The 14,762-nt window shown below is 67.7% G+C and carries 16 protein-coding genes; 7 read left to right on the top strand and 9 right to left on the bottom strand.

What is annotated here, in order from left to right:
* Window positions 1–6 precede the first annotated feature (6 nt).
* From KW836_RS01310 to KW836_RS01295, 4 genes are all read left to right on the top strand, one after another.
* Window positions 7–762, top strand: coding sequence for a GntR family transcriptional regulator (locus tag KW836_RS01310; protein WP_175125131.1), 756 nt, complete (start codon window positions 7–9; stop codon window positions 760–762).
* A 28-nt stretch (window positions 763–790) separates the two neighbouring features.
* The gene (locus tag KW836_RS01305) at window positions 791–1,705 is read left to right on the top strand and encodes a LysR family transcriptional regulator (protein ID WP_175125132.1); all 915 of its coding nucleotides are present in this window, start codon (window positions 791–793) and stop codon (window positions 1,703–1,705) included.
* A gap of 218 nt (window positions 1,706–1,923) precedes the next feature.
* On the top strand, window positions 1,924–2,916 hold the full coding sequence (locus KW836_RS01300; RefSeq protein WP_175125133.1) for a tripartite tricarboxylate transporter substrate binding protein: 993 nt from the start codon (window positions 1,924–1,926) through the stop codon (window positions 2,914–2,916).
* Window positions 2,917–2,971: 55 nt separating this feature from the next.
* Window positions 2,972–3,919, top strand: a complete 948-nt coding sequence (locus KW836_RS01295) for a succinylglutamate desuccinylase/aspartoacylase family protein (RefSeq protein WP_218342249.1) — start codon at window positions 2,972–2,974, stop codon at window positions 3,917–3,919.
* A gap of 9 nt (window positions 3,920–3,928) precedes the next feature.
* Here KW836_RS01295 and KW836_RS01290 read toward each other — a convergent pair whose 3' ends face one another.
* The 3 genes from KW836_RS01290 to KW836_RS01280 form a co-directional block, all read right to left on the bottom strand.
* A complete protein-coding gene (locus KW836_RS01290) occupies window positions 3,929–4,450 on the bottom strand; it encodes a lipocalin family protein (protein WP_175125135.1) in 522 nt (173 codons plus the stop codon).
* An 84-nt stretch (window positions 4,451–4,534) separates the two neighbouring features.
* Window positions 4,535–6,106 (bottom strand): glutamate--cysteine ligase, encoded by a 1,572-nt coding sequence (gene gshA / locus KW836_RS01285; RefSeq protein WP_218342248.1) that lies wholly within the window; start codon window positions 6,104–6,106, stop codon window positions 4,535–4,537.
* Window positions 6,107–6,138: 32 nt separating this feature from the next.
* Window positions 6,139–7,140, bottom strand: coding sequence for an alpha/beta hydrolase (locus tag KW836_RS01280; RefSeq protein ID WP_218342247.1), 1,002 nt, complete (start codon window positions 7,138–7,140; stop codon window positions 6,139–6,141).
* Between the two features lie 44 nt (window positions 7,141–7,184).
* Here KW836_RS01280 and KW836_RS01275 point away from each other — a divergent pair, with 44 nt between their 5' ends.
* Window positions 7,185–7,724 carry a hypothetical protein gene (locus KW836_RS01275; RefSeq protein ID WP_175125138.1) on the top strand — a complete coding sequence of 180 codons (540 nt, stop codon included), beginning with the start codon at window positions 7,185–7,187 and terminating at the stop codon, window positions 7,722–7,724.
* On the opposite strand, the gene KW836_RS27780 is transcribed toward KW836_RS01275, so the two are convergent.
* Window positions 7,714–8,046, bottom strand: coding sequence for a helix-turn-helix domain-containing protein (locus KW836_RS27780; RefSeq protein WP_239216411.1), 333 nt, complete (start codon window positions 8,044–8,046; stop codon window positions 7,714–7,716). The genes KW836_RS01275 and KW836_RS27780 overlap by 11 nt on opposite strands.
* Window positions 8,047–8,142: 96 nt before the next feature.
* Between KW836_RS27780 and KW836_RS01265 the strand changes: the two genes are divergently transcribed.
* Window positions 8,143–9,039, top strand: coding sequence for an AEC family transporter (locus tag KW836_RS01265; RefSeq protein ID WP_175139439.1), 897 nt, complete (start codon window positions 8,143–8,145; stop codon window positions 9,037–9,039).
* 84 nt (window positions 9,040–9,123) lie between these two features.
* On the opposite strand, the gene KW836_RS01260 is transcribed toward KW836_RS01265, so the two are convergent.
* The 5 genes from KW836_RS01260 to KW836_RS01240 all read right to left on the bottom strand — a co-directional run bounded on the left by KW836_RS01260 (window position 9,124) and on the right by KW836_RS01240 (window position 13,798).
* The gene (locus KW836_RS01260; RefSeq protein WP_175125140.1) at window positions 9,124–10,131 is read right to left on the bottom strand and encodes an Ldh family oxidoreductase; all 1,008 of its coding nucleotides are present in this window, start codon (window positions 10,129–10,131) and stop codon (window positions 9,124–9,126) included.
* A 34-nt stretch (window positions 10,132–10,165) separates the two neighbouring features.
* Window positions 10,166–11,101: a hydroxyacid dehydrogenase gene (locus KW836_RS01255; protein ID WP_175125141.1), complete on the bottom strand. Its 936-nt coding sequence runs from the start codon at window positions 11,099–11,101 to the stop codon at window positions 10,166–10,168.
* Between the two features lie 37 nt (window positions 11,102–11,138).
* Window positions 11,139–12,152 carry a tripartite tricarboxylate transporter substrate binding protein gene (locus KW836_RS01250; RefSeq protein ID WP_218342246.1) on the bottom strand — a complete coding sequence of 338 codons (1,014 nt, stop codon included), beginning with the start codon at window positions 12,150–12,152 and terminating at the stop codon, window positions 11,139–11,141.
* A 159-nt stretch (window positions 12,153–12,311) separates the two neighbouring features.
* Entirely contained in the window at window positions 12,312–13,487 is a 1,176-nt protein-coding gene (locus KW836_RS01245) for a UxaA family hydrolase (RefSeq protein WP_175125143.1), read from the bottom strand.
* Between the two features lie 29 nt (window positions 13,488–13,516).
* On the bottom strand, window positions 13,517–13,798 hold the full coding sequence (locus KW836_RS01240) for a UxaA family hydrolase (protein WP_056327564.1): 282 nt from the start codon (window positions 13,796–13,798) through the stop codon (window positions 13,517–13,519).
* 182 nt (window positions 13,799–13,980) lie between these two features.
* Between KW836_RS01240 and KW836_RS01235 the strand changes: the two genes are divergently transcribed.
* Complete coding sequence (locus KW836_RS01235; protein ID WP_175125144.1) at window positions 13,981–14,736, top strand: GntR family transcriptional regulator; 756 nt, start codon at window positions 13,981–13,983, stop codon at window positions 14,734–14,736.
* Window positions 14,737–14,762 lie beyond the last annotated feature (26 nt).

Below are 14,762 nucleotides of genomic sequence, written 5' to 3'. Positions count from 1 at the left end.
CCGCGCTTGAAACCCAGAATCAAGGCCCCGCGTGAGGATGCGGCGGCAAACGGCGGCGCCGAGATCGAAGACATCACGCTGTCCGAACAGATCTACCGGCAACTGCGCCGCGACATCATGCGCGGCGCGTTTGCGCCGGGCCAGTCGCTGCGGCTGGAATTGCTGCGCCAGCGCTATGGCGGCAGCTTTTCACCGATCCGCGAGGCGCTGAACCGGTTGCGCAGCGAACGCATGGTGCTCACCACGACGTCGCGCGGGTTTCGCATCGCGCCGCTATCCGTGGACGAAATGCGCGATGCCTGCGAGACCCGCATCCTGATCGATTGCGACGCGTTGCGCCGGTCACTGGCCAACGCCGACGACGCCTGGGAGGCGCGGCTGGTCGGGGCGTTTCACGCATTGGCGCTGGCCGCGCGGCGGGCCGACGCCGCGCCGGGACTGGACCCGGACCGCGAGGACGCACTGGAAGCGCGTCACCAGGATTTTCATCAGGCGCTGATCGGCGCCTGCCGCTCGCCCTGGCTGCTGGACCTGTCCGCGCAGTTGTACGCGCAGACCGAGCGCTACCGCCGGCCGGCGCGCGCGCAAGCCATGGCGTACGGCCCTGAACGCGATGTTGACGACGAGCACCGCGCGCTGCTGGATGCGGCGGTGTCGCGCGATGCGGATCGCGCGGTGGCGCTGCTGGCGGCGCACTACCGCGAGACGGCGCAGGTCATCGCGCGCATCCTGTCCCTGCCCGAGGGACAAGCGGCGGCCTAGCACGCGCGATGCCGTAAGCTTGTCGTCCATGGCAGACCTGAAACTCCTCGAAGACCTGATTGCGCTGGCGCAGACCGGCAGCTTCGTGCGTGCGGCCGAGCTGCGGCACGTCACGCATCCCGCTTTCGGGCGGCGCATCCGTGCGCTGGAGACGTGGGCCGGCACACCGCTGGTGGAACGCCAGCGCCTGCCGGTGACGCTGACGCCCGAAGGCGAGACGCTGCTCAAGACGGCGACGCAGGTCGTCGAGCAGATGGGGCTGGTGCGCCATCGCATCCGCAGTTCGGGCGCGGGCGGCGAGGCCGTGCTGCGCATCGCCACGGGCCGCAGCCTGGCGCGCACGCTGGTGGCGGACTGGATTGCGCGGCTGCGACACCGCACGCCACGCGTGCTGACGGACGGCACGCAGGTGGAGCTGTCCACCGGCAAGGCGCAGGACCTGGTGGTGCGACTGGAGCAGGGCAAGGTCGACCTGTTGTGCTGCTACGAGCATCCGGCGCTGTCCGTGCCGCTCAGCCCTTCGCGCTACCGGTATATGACGCTGGCGACGGACAAGCTGGTGCCGGTCAGCCAGATGGATACCCGGGGCCGGCCGCGTTTTCTGCTGCAGGAGGGCGGGGCGCCCGTGCCGCTCATCACCTACACCGGCGGGCTGGCAATGGAGCGCATCGTGGGGGATCGGCTTGAGGCCACGCCGTATGCGCTGACGCCGTTTGTGCGCAGCGATTCCCTGGACGCGGCGCATGGCGCGGTCGCCAAGGGTGTGGGGGTGGCTTGGCTGCCGTGGTCCATGGTGGCGGCCGACTGCCGGCGCGGCGCGCTGGCTGAGCTGGGCGGGCGCAGCGACGAGATCGCATTCGAAGTCCGCCTGTACCGTCCGCGCGCGCGGCTGACCGACCTGGCCGAAGCCGCCTGGGAAGCGACGGCGAATCGCAAGGCGTGAATTCAGGTCTGGCCTCGGGTCCGGATTCCTGCGCCTGAAGTTCAACGTCTTTTGTTCAGTAGCTGGAGTTCAGCGACCATATCTCGCCGCCAGAATCCCGATCAGCACAACGATGTGCCGCTTTGGCACGGGCTGCCCCTGGGCCGCGCTCGAAAATAGCTCCCGAAATCAAATGAGACGGCTCCGCCGTCCACCCACAGCACCCCAGGGAGAAAGTCATGAAGTCCATCTTGAAGCCGCTGCGTGCGGCGCTAGTCTCGTTGTGTGCCGCCTCGGCGCTTGCCGCGGCCCCTGCCGCGAGCGCGGCCGATTATCCGTCCCGCAGCATTTCGCTGATCGTCGGTTACCCCGCAGGCGGCAGCCTGGATCTGACCGCGCGCCTCTTGGGCGAAGAACTGGGCAAGCGCCTGGGCCAGACCGTTGTGGTCGAGAACGTGGGCGGCGCCGGCGGCACGATCGGCGCGCAACGTGTGGCGCGCGCCGCGCCGGACGGCTACACCATCTTTTTGGGCTCCACCAACGAAATGGTGATCGCCCGCATGATCAACACCGCCGTCAAATACGACAGCGCCAAGGATTTCACGGCGCTGGGCATCGTGGCCTCGCAGCCGATGCTGCTGGCCGCCAGCAAGAACTCGGGCGTGAAGACCGCCGCCGACTATCTGGAAAAGCTGAAGGGCGCCGCGCCCGGCACGTTCAACTACGGCTCGTCGGGCGTGGGTACCACGCTGCACCTGGCCGGCGAAATGATCAACCAGGCCACCGGCACCCGCGCCGAGCACGTCCCTTACCGCGGCGTGTCGCCGCTGGTGACCGACCTGATGAGCGGTCAGCTGGACTACGGCATGCTGGTGCTGTCCTCCGGGCTGCCGCAGGTGCGCAGCGGCAATATCGTCGCGCTGGGCCTGACCGAGAACAAGCGTTCGCCCGCCGCGCCCGAGATCGCGCCGCTGGCCGCCACCAAGGGCTTTGAGTCCGTGGACATCAACCTGTGGTTTGCGTTGTACGGCCCGGCCGGCCTGCCCGAGCCGGTGGTGACCAAGCTGCGCACCGTGCTGGATGAAACGCTGAAGTCGGACCAGTTCCGCGCCAAGATGCAGGACGCCGGCGGCGAAGTGGCCAAGCCGGGCGTGGACCCGGTGGCGTTCCAGGCCGAAGAAACCAAAAAGTACGGCGCGCTGGTCAAGGCCGCCAAGATCGAAGCGCAATAAGGCTGCGCGCGACGCATCACACCATCGAAAGACCAGGCATCAAGCGGATATCACCATGGAATTCAAGCTCCCCGTTCCCGACATCGCCGCCGAGCGCGCGGGCAATACCGACACGCCGGGCGTGTGGCACTTTGATTCGGGCGTGCCGGGACGGGCGCTCATGGTGAGCGCGCTCGTGCATGGCAACGAGTTGTGCGGCGCCTGGGCGCTGAAGGACCTGCTGGCCTCGGGTCTGCGCCCGCGCCGCGGCAGCCTGACGCTGGCCTTTTGCAACCTGGACGCGTTCGACCGCTTCGATCACGCAAACCACGATGCGTCGCGTTTCGTGCAGGAAGACATGAACCGCGTCTGGAGCGCCGAGCGTCTGGACAACCCCACGTCGCCGGACCGCCAGCGCGGCGCGGCGCTGCGCCCGTGGGTGCGGCGCGCCGACTGGCTGCTGGACCTGCATTCGATGCACGAGCCGGGGGCGCCGCTGCTGTTGACGGGCGTGCTGCCGCGAAATATCGCGCTGGCGCGCCGCCTGAAGGCGCCGCAGCACGTCATCGTGGACGCCGGCCACAAGGACGGCGTGCGCATGCGCGACTTCGAGCACTTTGGCGACCCGGCTCGCGACGACGCCTGCGCCCTGCTGATCGAATGCGGCTTCCATGGCGACCTGTCGTCGCGCGATGTGGCGCGCGACATGGTGGCGCGGATGCTGGTGGAATCGGGCGTGATTGACGCGCCGGACCTGCCCGGAGGCTGGCTGCTGCCGGATCCGGCGGCGCAACGCGTGCTGGAAGTGACGGACGCCGTGGTGGCGCCTTCGATGAATGTGCGGTTTGCCGGCCCCTGGTCGGGGCTGGAAACGTTTGAAAAGGCCGGATCGCTCATCGGCTGGGCCGACGAGCAGCCAGTGGTGACGCCCTACGACAACTGCACGCTGATCATGCCGTCGCTGCGGCAGTTGAAGCCCGGCGTGACGGTGGTCAGGCTGGCCCGCGACTACGCCGCGGGCTGAGGGGGGCGCTTACTTCTGCGGCGTGTAGCGCAGCTCGTCGAGCTGATAGCCTTGCGCCGTGGCGGCGGCCAGCGCCTTGTCCAGTTCTTCCTTGGGCAGCTTGGGTGAGCGCGACAGGATCCACAGGTACTTGCGGTCGGGCGTGCCGACGACGGACCAGCGGTATTCCGGATCCAGGCCGATCACCCAGTAATCGCCCTTGAATGGCTTGAAGAACGTGACTTCGAGTTTGGCGTTGTTGCTGCCTTCGACCACCGTGGCGGTGCCCGACGCCGAATCGATATCCCCGTCCTTGGTGCGGCAGCGGTTGTTCACGCCGATGGTGCCGTCCGGGTGCGCGGTGTATTCGGCCGTGGTGTCTCCCACGCAATTGCGCTGGAAGAACATGGGGAAGTTGGCGATTTCGTACCACATCCCCACGTAGCGTTTCAGGTCGACGGATTCCACGGTCTGCATGGGCGGCGGCGCGGCGTGGGCAATGCCCGCCACGCTGACCGCCAGGGCCAGCAGAAATTTTGCGGTGCGGCGCATGGATAAAACCTCCTGATGTGACTGGTAAGGTCCGCGCGCGCACCCCGCAGGGGCGCGGCGCGGACCAATCCCTAACGATACGCCTTATATGCGCGGCGCCTTGAGCGCGGCGTGATAGCGGCTCACGTAGGTATCGAAGTCTTCAGTGTCCGACTGTTCCAGGCGGAGCTGTTCGGCGGCGGACGCTTCGGCGGCTTGCTGATAGGCCGTGGCCACGTCGGCCGGCAGCGGCTGCGCGCGCAGCGCATCCGCATGCTTGCGGCTCAGCGCCAGCGAGTAATCGTGGAACGACAGGCCGCTGTCCTTCAGTTCGGTCAAGAGGCGCGCCGAGGGCGTGGTGTCGGGCTGGTCAAGCTTGGCGCGTTGCACCGCCAGCGCATCCGCGTAGGCGGTGCCGCCCATGGCGCTGTCGTACAGCGCCGCGTACGGCGCGATCTGGTCCAGCAGTTCGTGGCCCCACTGCGCCAGGCCGATGGTCTGGCCGTCGCGGTCCAGCGCGAGGCCCGGTTTGCGGCCTTCCTTGACGACGACCGAGAAGTTGTCGGCACTGCGCTGACAGTAACCGTTGGCGGGGAAGAACGGGCTGTCCGAGGCCGTGCAGAACAGCAGGAAGGCGTCGACGAAACGGGCGGTGGTGGCGTCGATGCCGACCGGCGAATACGGATCGATGTCCAGGCAGCGCACTTCAACGTACTGCACGCCGCGTTCGGCCAGCGCCGTGATGGGGCGTTCGCAGCGGCCCGTGGCGCGCTTGGGGCGGATGCTGGAGTAGTACTCGTTTTCGATCTGCAGCACGTTGGTGTTGAGCTGGATCCATTCGCCGTCGCGGTGGGTGCCGATCTTTTGATAGTCGGGCCAGGGCTGCGTCACGGCGCCGTACAGGCGGCCGAGGAAGGTGTCCAGGTCGTTGTAGCAGAGCTTGAGCTGCGACTGCGCCTTGTTCTGGTAGCCCAGGTCGCTCATGCGCAGGCTGGTGGCGTAGGGCAGGTAAAGGGTGTGGTCGCCCAGCTTGTCCAGCGCATGGTCCTGACCTTGCAGGAAGCCGCTGGCCAGCGCGGGCGCCGAGCCGAACAGGTACATCAGCAGCCACGAATACCGCGTGAAGTTGCGGATCAGGCCGATGTACCCGCGCGAGCGGCGGTCCTGGTCGGAGCCGGGCTGCGTGTCGAGCACGGACCACAGGGCTTCGGGCAGGGAAAAGTTGTAGTGCACGCCGGCGATGCATTGCATCGTCTTGCCGTAGCGTTCGGCCAGACCGCGGCGGTAGACGTGCTTGAGCATGCCCGTGTTGGACGTGCCGTACCAGGCAATGGGGATTTCAGGTTCGGGCGGCAGCGTGGCCGGCATGGACTGATTCCAGATCAGTTCATGGTCCAGCACGGTGTAGACGTGGCGGTGCGTGTCGGCAAGCTCGGCCAGGAGCGCGTCCACGTTGTCGTGCGTGCCCGTGATGAGCTCGAGCAGCGACTCGGAATAATCGGTGGTGACGTGTTCGTTGGTCAGCGCCGAGCCCAGCCCGGCGGGGTGCGGCGTGCGGGCCAGGATGCCCTGTTCGTCCACGCGCAGGCCTTCTTTCTCGATGCCCCGCAGGGTCTGGGTCAGCATCGAGCGGTTGGCCTCTAGGCGGGCGAGGCGGTTGGCGGCAGTATCGGTCACGGATTGTTCTCGTTGGGGGCTGTCGCCGGATTTTACGGGGTGCTGGCCTCCTGTGCTGAGGGAACCAGTACTGGGGACAGGGACAATGCCTGGGCGGTGCGCGCCAGCCATTCGTCCAGGTCAGCATAGACGGGATCGGCAATGGGGGCGGTTTCGTTGAAGATCTCGTGCCACGCGGTGTCGTACCAGCGCAGGGTGAGCAATTCAGCAGGCGCCCGCTGGGCGAACTGGCGGCTGCCTTCGGCCGCCACGATGGAGTCGTCGCCGGCCACCATCAGCAGGGTGCGGCAGGGCAGCAGGCTGGCTTCGCGCAGCGCCTGCTGGCCGGCTTCGTCCACAAAGCGCGCCAGCCGCCCGGTCATGCGGCGCCGCACCAGGGGATCGGCGCGGTAGGCCTTTACGACGGCCCGGTCGTGGGAAATGCGGGCGGGCGCCAGGCCGTGCGGGACGCGCAGGTCGGGGGCATGCAGGGACATCCATGTCAGGGTGCGGCGCACCCATTGCGGAACATTGACGGCAAAGGGTGGGGAGCTGAGCACCAGCCCGTCCAGGTCGGCCATCCGGCGCTGGGCGATGCGCACGGCGACCAGGGCGCCCAGGCTATGGCCCAGCAGAATGGGCGGACGACCGCAGGCCTGTGTCCAGTCCTGCAGCCGGTCCACGGCATCGGTGACCAGGTCTTCCTGGTCACGCAGGGTGGCGGGGTGTCCGCCGGAGCGGCCGTGACCGCGGTGATCGTGCGCGCCCACCGTCCAGCCCCGGGCGGTCAGCCAGCGCGCCAGCCGGTCATAGCGTCCGGCGTGCTCGCTCAGGCCGTGCAGCAGATAGATGCTGGGCCGGGCTGCCGGCTGCCCGTCTGCGGCCTGCGCGTCACGGGAGTGCCTGTCATCGGATAGCCCGTCATCGGAGTGCCGGCCACCGGATAGCCGGCCTCCGTCGCCTGCTATCGGAGGCGGGACGTTTGGCGCGGCGGGCCAGCAATAATTGGCGAGCAACGTGCCATCGGGCGCGGGCGCCATGGAAATCGGCGACAATTTCTGGATTCCTCGAAATGACGGGACCCTGGAGTCCTCGGGTAATGACGATTTCATCGCTGTTTCGTTTCATGTTCAAGAAAGCGGGCGTTTTTTTGACGCTGACGTTGGCGTTGGCGGCTTGCTCGCCCAGTTACAACTGGCGCGAGATGGATGTGGCGGACGGCCACGTCCGCGCCGCGTTCCCCGCCCGGGTATCGACCGAAACCCGCGAGTTGAAGCTGGACACGCACGCGTTGAAGTTCACGATGGCCAGCGCGACCGTCGGCGAAGCGGTGTTTGCCGTGGGATCGGCGCCCCTGCCGCCGGAGATCGCGGCCAGCCCCGCGGCCCGGCAGGCGCTGGGCGTGGCGCTGATGCGGTCGCTCTACACCAACATGCAGGCGCCGCCGCCCAACGAATGGCCGCCTTATGGCCAGGAAATCGAGGTGCGCGGCAAGGCGGTGGGCAAGCCCGGATGGCTGCAGGCCAAGGTGTGGGTGACGGACACGATGCTGATCGAGGCCGTGGCCGCCGGCACCGAGGAAAGCCTGCCCGCCGAGCGCGCGCGCGAATTCCTGCGGTCCGTCGTCATCAAGCCTTGAACTCGAGCAGGCCCAGCCGCAGCGCCGCCACCACGGCCGCGCGCCGGCCCCGCACGCCGAGGCGGCTGCAGGCGTTGCGCAGGTGGAAATTCACGGTGCTTTCGCTGACGCCCAATATGCGGGCGGTTTCCCAGCTGGTTTTGCCCGCGGCGGACCACCGCAGGCACGCGGCCTGTCTGTCCGATAACGGCAGGCAAGCTGCCTGCCGGTCTGCCAGATGCAGGCCGGCGGGTGGAATGGCGCTGCGGACGGCGCAACGCGATGAGTGGGCAGGAATGCGCATCGGTGTGGCGGACATGGCGGCGAGGACGGGATGGTCCATTTGTGAACAATGTCCCCATGCTGCGGCGACCGCCCCGGCCGGGGCAAGCAATGATGCCGTGACGCATCAATCTTTTTATCTCTGACGGAATAGTCCATGTTGGCCATCGCGCAGTTCTACCTGTCAGCCATTGTGCTGATGATGCCCCTGCTCTTCTGCGTGGGAATCGGGCTTTACTGGGGCAAGCGCGATCTTCCCTTTGGCGGCAACTTCATCACCACGCTGGTCACCTCCGTCACCACGCCCGCGCTGGTGTTCCACACCTTCGTCACCACCCACCTGGACAACCGCGCGCTGGCCGACGTGGCTGCAGCAACCCTGATCGCCCTGCTGCTATGCGCGCTGATTTGCGCGGCGCTGCTCAAGGCCTGGAAGCTGCCTGTGCTGAGCCTTCTACCCACGGCGTTCCAGCCCAATGCCGGCAACCTGGGCCTGCCGATTTCGCAACTGGCGTTCGGCGACGCGGGCCTGTCGGTGGCGGTGGCTTTTTTTGCGGTGAGTTCCTTCGTGATGCACACCATCGCGGTGCGCATGCTGCCGGGCGTCAACACCAAGGGAAGCTGGAAGAGCCCGATCCTGCTGGCGTCCGTGGTGGCGGTGGCGCTGCGTCTACTGGACGTGCCGGTGCCCGCGTGGATCATCGAGACGGCGCGCATGCTGGGCGCGGTGACGGTGCCGCTGATGCTGCTGAGCCTGGGCCATGCGCTGGCGCTGATTCCGTCGAACGGCATGCGCGACGGCGCCAAGGTCGGTGCGATCCGCCTGGTGGCGGGTCTGTTGACCGGGCTGGCCGTGGCGTGGGCGATGGACCTGGAGCCGGTGCTGGCCGGTGCGCTGACGCTGCAGATGGCCATGCCGTGCGCGGTGGTCAGCTACATGTACGCGCGGCGCTATACGCCGCTGGGGGACACCGCGGCGGGCGCCGTGCTGGTGTCCACCGTCGTGTTTCTGCTGCTGGCGCCGCTGATGCTGTGGTTCTCCCACGGGCAGTAGGGGCGCCGGGCGGCGGGGTCAAGTCCCGCAGTCAAACCCGGCAGCCAAGCCCGGCAGTCAAATCGCGCGGTCAGGCCGCGCGGTTCAGCCTGCACCCGCCAGCGTGCGCAACTGCGTCATCAACGCATCCGGCAGATCCAGGCCGTGCTTGACCGCCTCGTCGCGCAGCTTACGGCGGCGGTCGCCCGGCAGGCGCACGCCCTCGTCTTCGAGCATGGCGTCGACCAGCGTTTCCACGCGTTCCAGGTAGACATCGTTACCCGCCAGCGCGTTGGGATCGATCGCCATGAAGGCCTGCCCCAGCCGCGCCGGGCCGCCTTCATCCACAAAGAACGACTCGTTCTCGTAGCCGAAGCGCGCGCCGGTCAGCGCGCAGGCCATGAGTTCGACAATGAGCGCCAGCATGGCGCCCTTGACGCCGCCCGCGGGCAGCATGCTGCCGGCCAGTCCCGCCTTGGGATCGGTGGTGGGCTGGCCCTCGGCATCCAGCGCCCAGCCCAGCGGAATGGGCTGGTTGTCGCGCGCGGCGATCATGAGCTTGCCGCGCGCCACCTGCGACAGCGACAGGTCGATGACCAGGCGCGCGCCGCCGCGGCGCGGGAAGATCGCCGCGATGGGGTTGGTGCCGAACAGCGGACGCTTGCCGCCCCAGGCGGGCATGGCGGCAGGCGAGTTGCTCAGCGCCAGCCCCACCATGCCGGCGTCCGCCAGGGCTTCCAGGTGGTAGGCCGCTTCGCCAAAGTGATGGCTGTTGGCAACGCCCACGAACGCAACGCCATGCTCGCGGGCGCGGGCCGTGGCCTGTTCGACCGCCATGGCGCACGCGGGAAACGCCAGGCCGGAACCGGCATCGATCAGCGCCGCGCCGCCACGTTCGTTCACCAGGCGCGGCACGGCCGAGCCGATGGCGCGACCGGTGCGCAGATGGCCGGCGTAGAACGGCACGCGCGACAGACCGTGAGAGCTGAGCCCCTGGCTTTCCGCGAAGACCAGTGCGCGGGCGGTGCTGTCGGCCATGACCGGGTTGGCGCCGGCGGCGGCAAGACCGGCCGCGGCCAGGTGTTGAAGTTCGTCCAGATAGATGTGAGCCATATCCTTCCTGTCGTGTGAGGCGCGCCGCGCCTCGTCAGCGGGCGCGGGCGTCAAGCGCCATTGTCACACCGGCGGCCACCATGTCGGAAACGCGCGTGTTGGCCTCCTGCGTGAGCCCCGCGATGTGCGGTGTCAGGATCAGGTTCGGCGCGTCGGCCAGCGCACTGCCCGCGGGCAGCGGTTCCTGCTCGAAGACGTCCAGCGCCGCGCCGCGCAACCGCCCGGCCCGCAACGCCGCCGCCAGCGCGGCTTCGTCCACGATGCCGCCACGGGATGTGTTGATGAGGATGGCGCCGGCGCGCATGCGTTCGATGCGCGCGGCGTCCAGCAGATGCCGGGTCTGGGGCGTGAGCGGCAGGTGCAGCGTCACGACGTCCGCCTGGGCAAGCAGATCGTCCAGTGACAGCGATTCTGCGCCCGCTTCCTGCCACGCGGGATGGTCGGGCGGCAGGGCGGCATCGCTGCCCACGATGCGCATGCCCAGCCCGCGCGCAAGCTGCGCGGCCAGGCGGCCGATGCCGCCGAATCCCACCACGCCCAGCGTGCGGCCGTGCGCTTCCAGCCCTTGCGACAGCGCATTGCGGGGCCACGCTCCGGCCGCCACGTCCGTGGTGGACCCATAGGCGCCGCGCAATAGCGACAGCATTGTGCCGACGACGTATTCGGCCACGGCGCGGGCGTTGGCGCCCGTGGCGGGAATGACCTTGATGCCGCGCGTCTCGCATCCCGCCAGATCGATGTTGTCGAGCCCGACGCCCAGCCGACCCACCGCAACCAGGCGCGGCGCGGCGGCCAGCACCTCCGCGTTCACCTGAGTGCGGTTGCGCACGATGAGGGCGTCGGCATCCGCGACGGCGGCGAGCAGCGCGCCGCGCTGCTCGACCAGTTCGGGCGCGTACTGCACGTCGAACCGCTGCTGCAGGGCCTGGACGGCAGGCGCGTCCATGAACTCCGATATCAAAACTCGCATCTGCCGGGCTCCTTTTCGTGGTGGCAGGTTGGCCGCGTCAGGCGACCTGGATGTTGGCGTCGCGGATGATCTTGGCCCAGCGGTCGACCTCGGACTTCAGGTACGCGCCGAACTCTTTCGGGCCGCGCGGCTGCGGCACGAAGCCCAGTTGCCGCAACGACTGCTGCATGGCGGGCTGCGAGACCTGCTTGACGATGGCGTCGCCGATGCGCTGGACGAGCTGCGGCGGGGTCCCGGCCGGCGCGAGCACGCCGGTGAAGTTCTCGACGATCAGGTCTGGCAGGCCGGCTTCGGCCGTGGTGGGCAGGTCGGGCAGGTCCTTGCTGCGCTCGCGCGTGGTGATGGCCAGCGCGCGAAGCGAGCCGTTCTTCACGTGCGCCAGCGATTCGGGGTAGTTGGAGAACACCACGTCCAGATGCCCGCCGATCAGGTCCGTGAGCGACGGCGCGCCGCCCTTGTACGGCACGTGCATCAGCGGCACACCCGTCAGCTTCTGATACAGCGCCAGCGTCAGGTGCGGCGGCGTGCCGTTGCCGCTGGAACCGGCCGACAGCGGCTTGGCCTTGGCCGCGCGCGCCAGGTCGTCCATGGTCTTGATGTTGCTCTTGGCGTTGACGACCACCATGATCGGCGACGACGCCAGCCCGGCGAGCGGGGTCAGGTCGCGCGTCAGGTCATACCCGGCCTTGCCCGCGAACAGCGTGGCGTTGGCCGCGTGCGACAGCGTGATGGCCAGCCAGGTGTAGCCGTCGGGCGCGGCGTTCGACACATGCGCCGCGCCGATGTTGGCGCTGCCCCCGGGTTTGTTTTCAACCACGACGTTCCACCGTTCGGCGTCCGCCAGCGCCTTGCCCACCTGGCGCGCGGCCACGTCGGTCAGGCCGCCCGGCGGAAATGGCACCACGTAGTTGATGGGACGCTCGGGCCACGCGCCTTTCTGCGCCAGCGCACGTTCCCACGGGGCCAGCGCACAGAGGCCGGCGGCGCCCAGGGCGCCCAGCAGGCGACGGCGCTGCGCATCGTGCAGGGGGTAATGCGGTTCGCTACTCATCTGTCTTCCTCCTTGGGGATTACGCCCGGGTAGGAATGCGTACGCCTTTGCTGCCGCGGACTGCGCCCGGGTCTGCAGGTTCTTGTCGTTGATGTTGCGAGGATGCCGCTAAGGCGGCCGGCGCGTTCTCCTGGTCGCGCCGGCGCCGGAAAGGCGCTATCAGGCGCTTTCGAAAATCCGCGTGAGCACGAACTCGCGGTGGCCCAGGGCCTCGGCTGCGGTCCACCGGCCGTTGGCGGTGGCCAGCATGCATTCCAGCAGCTTGTCGCCGGCCTGGTTCAGGTCGATCTCGCGCTGCAAGAGGGCGCTGGTGTCCACGTCGATGTGCTCGGACATCGTGCGCACCGTGCGCGGATTGGCGCAGATCTTGATGACCGGCAGGATCGGGTTGCCGATGACGTTGCCTTGGCCGGTGGGGAAGAAGTGCACGGCGTAGCCCGAGGCGGCGCACAGCGTGACCATTTCCGCCGCGGCCGAGGACGAGTCCATGAACCACAGCCCGGGGCCATCGGGGATCTCGGCCTTGTCGATGACGCCATCCACCCGGCATTGCTTGCCGATCTTTTGAATGTTGCCCATCGCCTTTTCCTCGATGGTGGTCAGGCCGCCGGCGATGTTGCCCTTGGTGGGCTGGGATTCGGACAGGTCGCTGGTCTTCCAGCGGTCGATCATGGCCTGGTAGCGGTCGAACATGAACATGAAGCGCTCGCGCACGGCGTCGTTGGCGCAGCGTTCGGCGACGATGTGTTCGCCGCCGGTCAGCTCCGACGTCTCGCCGAACACCAGGGTGGAGCCCAGCGCATACAGCTTGTCGAACGCGTTGCCCACCGTGGGATTGGCGCCGCAGCCGGACGTGGTGTCGGATTCGCCGCACTTGGTGGAGACCCACAGGTCGGCGATGGGGCATTCGCTGCGCGTGAGTGCGGTGGCGTAATGCACGTATTCCTTGGCGCAGCGCGACGCGCGCATGATCGTGTCGTGGTCGCCGTGCAGTTCGATGGAAAAGCCCATGACGGGCTTGCCGGTGGCGGCGATGCCGTCGACGACGCGTTTGGTCCAGCCTTCCTCGATGCCGATCACGACCACGGCGGCGACGTTGGGGTTACAGCCCGTGCCGATCAGCGTGCGAAAGTGCAGTTCAAGATCCTCGCCGAACTGCAGGCGGCCATAAGGATGAGGCAGGGCCAGGGTGCCCTTGATATTGTTGGCGACGGCTTCGGCCGCGGCGTTGGAGATGTCGTCCACGGGCAGGACGATGACGTGGTTGCGCACGCCGACGCGGCCATTGTCGCGGCGATAGCCTTGGAAGGTGGTTTGGGCAGTGATGATGGACATGGGTGGGTTCCTGTGCGATGGACGGGCGCTTACCAGCGCTTGGTCTTGATGTTGTGCACGTGGGCGTGCTGGCCGGCCTTGATGGGCGCCACCACGCGGCCGATGTCGACGCCGTACTTGAAGACGGTGTCGCCCACGGCCATGTCCTTCATCGCCACCTTGTGTCCGATGGGAATGTCCTGCGACGCGCGCACATGGATGATCTTGTCCTCATCCATGATCCAGGCGTTCAGCTCCGTTCCGGCGGTCAGGCCTTCCACCACGGCGACCGCCACCGTGTCCTTCGCATCGTGCAATACGGCGTGAATCATTGTCTTCCTCTCTGAGTCAGGGGCGCCGCCCGGGTGCTGCACGCGGCGCGGATCACAACGGCCAGGAAATCTTAGGCCCGGCTTTTTTCAAAGTCAACTAAATCATATAGATGACTTACATGACTTGAGCGAATAGCGGACGCGCCGCTACACTGGAGGTCCATGATTTTTGCGATGCACCCATGAACACCAGCCTGTCACCGACTGTGCCCCTGGGCAGTCCCTTGTACGAACAGGTCAAGCAGGCCGTGCTTGCCGCGCTGGCGCAAGGCGAGTGGAAGCAGGGCGACGCGATTCCTCCGGAAAAGCATCTGGCTGAACGGTTCGGCGTATCGATCGGCACCTTGCGCAAGGCCATCGACGAACTGGCCGCCGAGAACATCCTGGTGCGCCATCAGGGGCGCGGCACCTACGTCGCGGTGCACACGCGCAACCATCACTTCTTCAAGTTTTTCCGCATCGTCGGGCAGGACGGCAGCAAGTCCTATCCGACCACCGAGCTGTTGCGCTTCCGGCGCGTGAAGGCCTCGGCGGTCGCGCGCGAAAAGCTGGAACTGCCCGCGGGCGCCCATGTTTTCGAGTTCCTGAATGTGCTGTCGCTCAACGGCGACGTGGTCATGGCCGACGAGGTGTGCCTGCCCGAATCCCGCTTCCCGGGGCTGACTGAAGCGCATCTGCGCGAGCGCACCAGCACGCTGTACGCGCTGTACCAGGACCTGTTCGGCGTCAACGTCATCGCCACCGACGAGCGGCTGCGGACCTGCCTGGCCGAACGCACGCAGGCGCGCTGCCTGGGCGTGGCCGAGGGCAGTGCGCTGCTGGAGATCCGCCGCATCGCGTTCTCCTACAACCGCCAGCCGGTGGAATGGCGCGTGTCCCGCGTGAACACCGAACGCTACGAGTATCTGGGACAGGAGCCCTGGGAAGCCGGCACGTAGCAGTGCTAGAATTCCTGCCGCACTAC

Source organism: Achromobacter sp. ACM05 (assembly GCF_019218915.1).
GTDB classification, from domain to species: Bacteria; Pseudomonadota; Gammaproteobacteria; order Burkholderiales; family Burkholderiaceae_B; genus Achromobacter; species Achromobacter animicus.
Note: the sequence above shows the minus strand (reverse complement) of the source record. Positions and strands in the feature narration are given on the sequence as shown.

Excerpts from the sequence above, each read along its gene's own strand:
- KW836_RS01305 (WP_175125132.1), top strand. The coding sequence starts at position 791 with ATGGCAGACCTGAAACTCCTCGAAGACCTGATTGCGCTGGCGCAGACC.
- KW836_RS01300 (WP_175125133.1), top strand. The coding sequence starts at position 1,924 with ATGAAGTCCATCTTGAAGCCGCTGCGTGCGGCGCTAGTCTCGTTGTGT.
- KW836_RS01295 (WP_218342249.1), top strand. The coding sequence starts at position 2,972 with ATGGAATTCAAGCTCCCCGTTCCCGACATCGCCGCCGAGCGCGCGGGC.
- KW836_RS01290 (WP_175125135.1), bottom strand. The coding sequence starts at position 4,450 with ATGCGCCGCACCGCAAAATTTCTGCTGGCCCTGGCGGTCAGCGTGGCG.
- KW836_RS01275 (WP_175125138.1), top strand. The coding sequence starts at position 7,185 with ATGACGATTTCATCGCTGTTTCGTTTCATGTTCAAGAAAGCGGGCGTT.
- KW836_RS27780 (WP_239216411.1), bottom strand. The coding sequence starts at position 8,046 with ATGGACCATCCCGTCCTCGCCGCCATGTCCGCCACACCGATGCGCATT.
- KW836_RS01265 (WP_175139439.1), top strand. The coding sequence starts at position 8,143 with ATGTTGGCCATCGCGCAGTTCTACCTGTCAGCCATTGTGCTGATGATG.
- KW836_RS01260 (WP_175125140.1), bottom strand. The coding sequence starts at position 10,131 with ATGGCTCACATCTATCTGGACGAACTTCAACACCTGGCCGCGGCCGGT.
- KW836_RS01255 (WP_175125141.1), bottom strand. The coding sequence starts at position 11,101 with ATGCGAGTTTTGATATCGGAGTTCATGGACGCGCCTGCCGTCCAGGCC.
- KW836_RS01250 (WP_218342246.1), bottom strand. The coding sequence starts at position 12,152 with ATGAGTAGCGAACCGCATTACCCCCTGCACGATGCGCAGCGCCGTCGC.
- KW836_RS01245 (WP_175125143.1), bottom strand. The coding sequence starts at position 13,487 with ATGTCCATCATCACTGCCCAAACCACCTTCCAAGGCTATCGCCGCGAC.
- KW836_RS01240 (WP_056327564.1), bottom strand. The coding sequence starts at position 13,798 with ATGATTCACGCCGTATTGCACGATGCGAAGGACACGGTGGCGGTCGCC.
- KW836_RS01235 (WP_175125144.1), top strand. The coding sequence starts at position 13,981 with ATGAACACCAGCCTGTCACCGACTGTGCCCCTGGGCAGTCCCTTGTAC.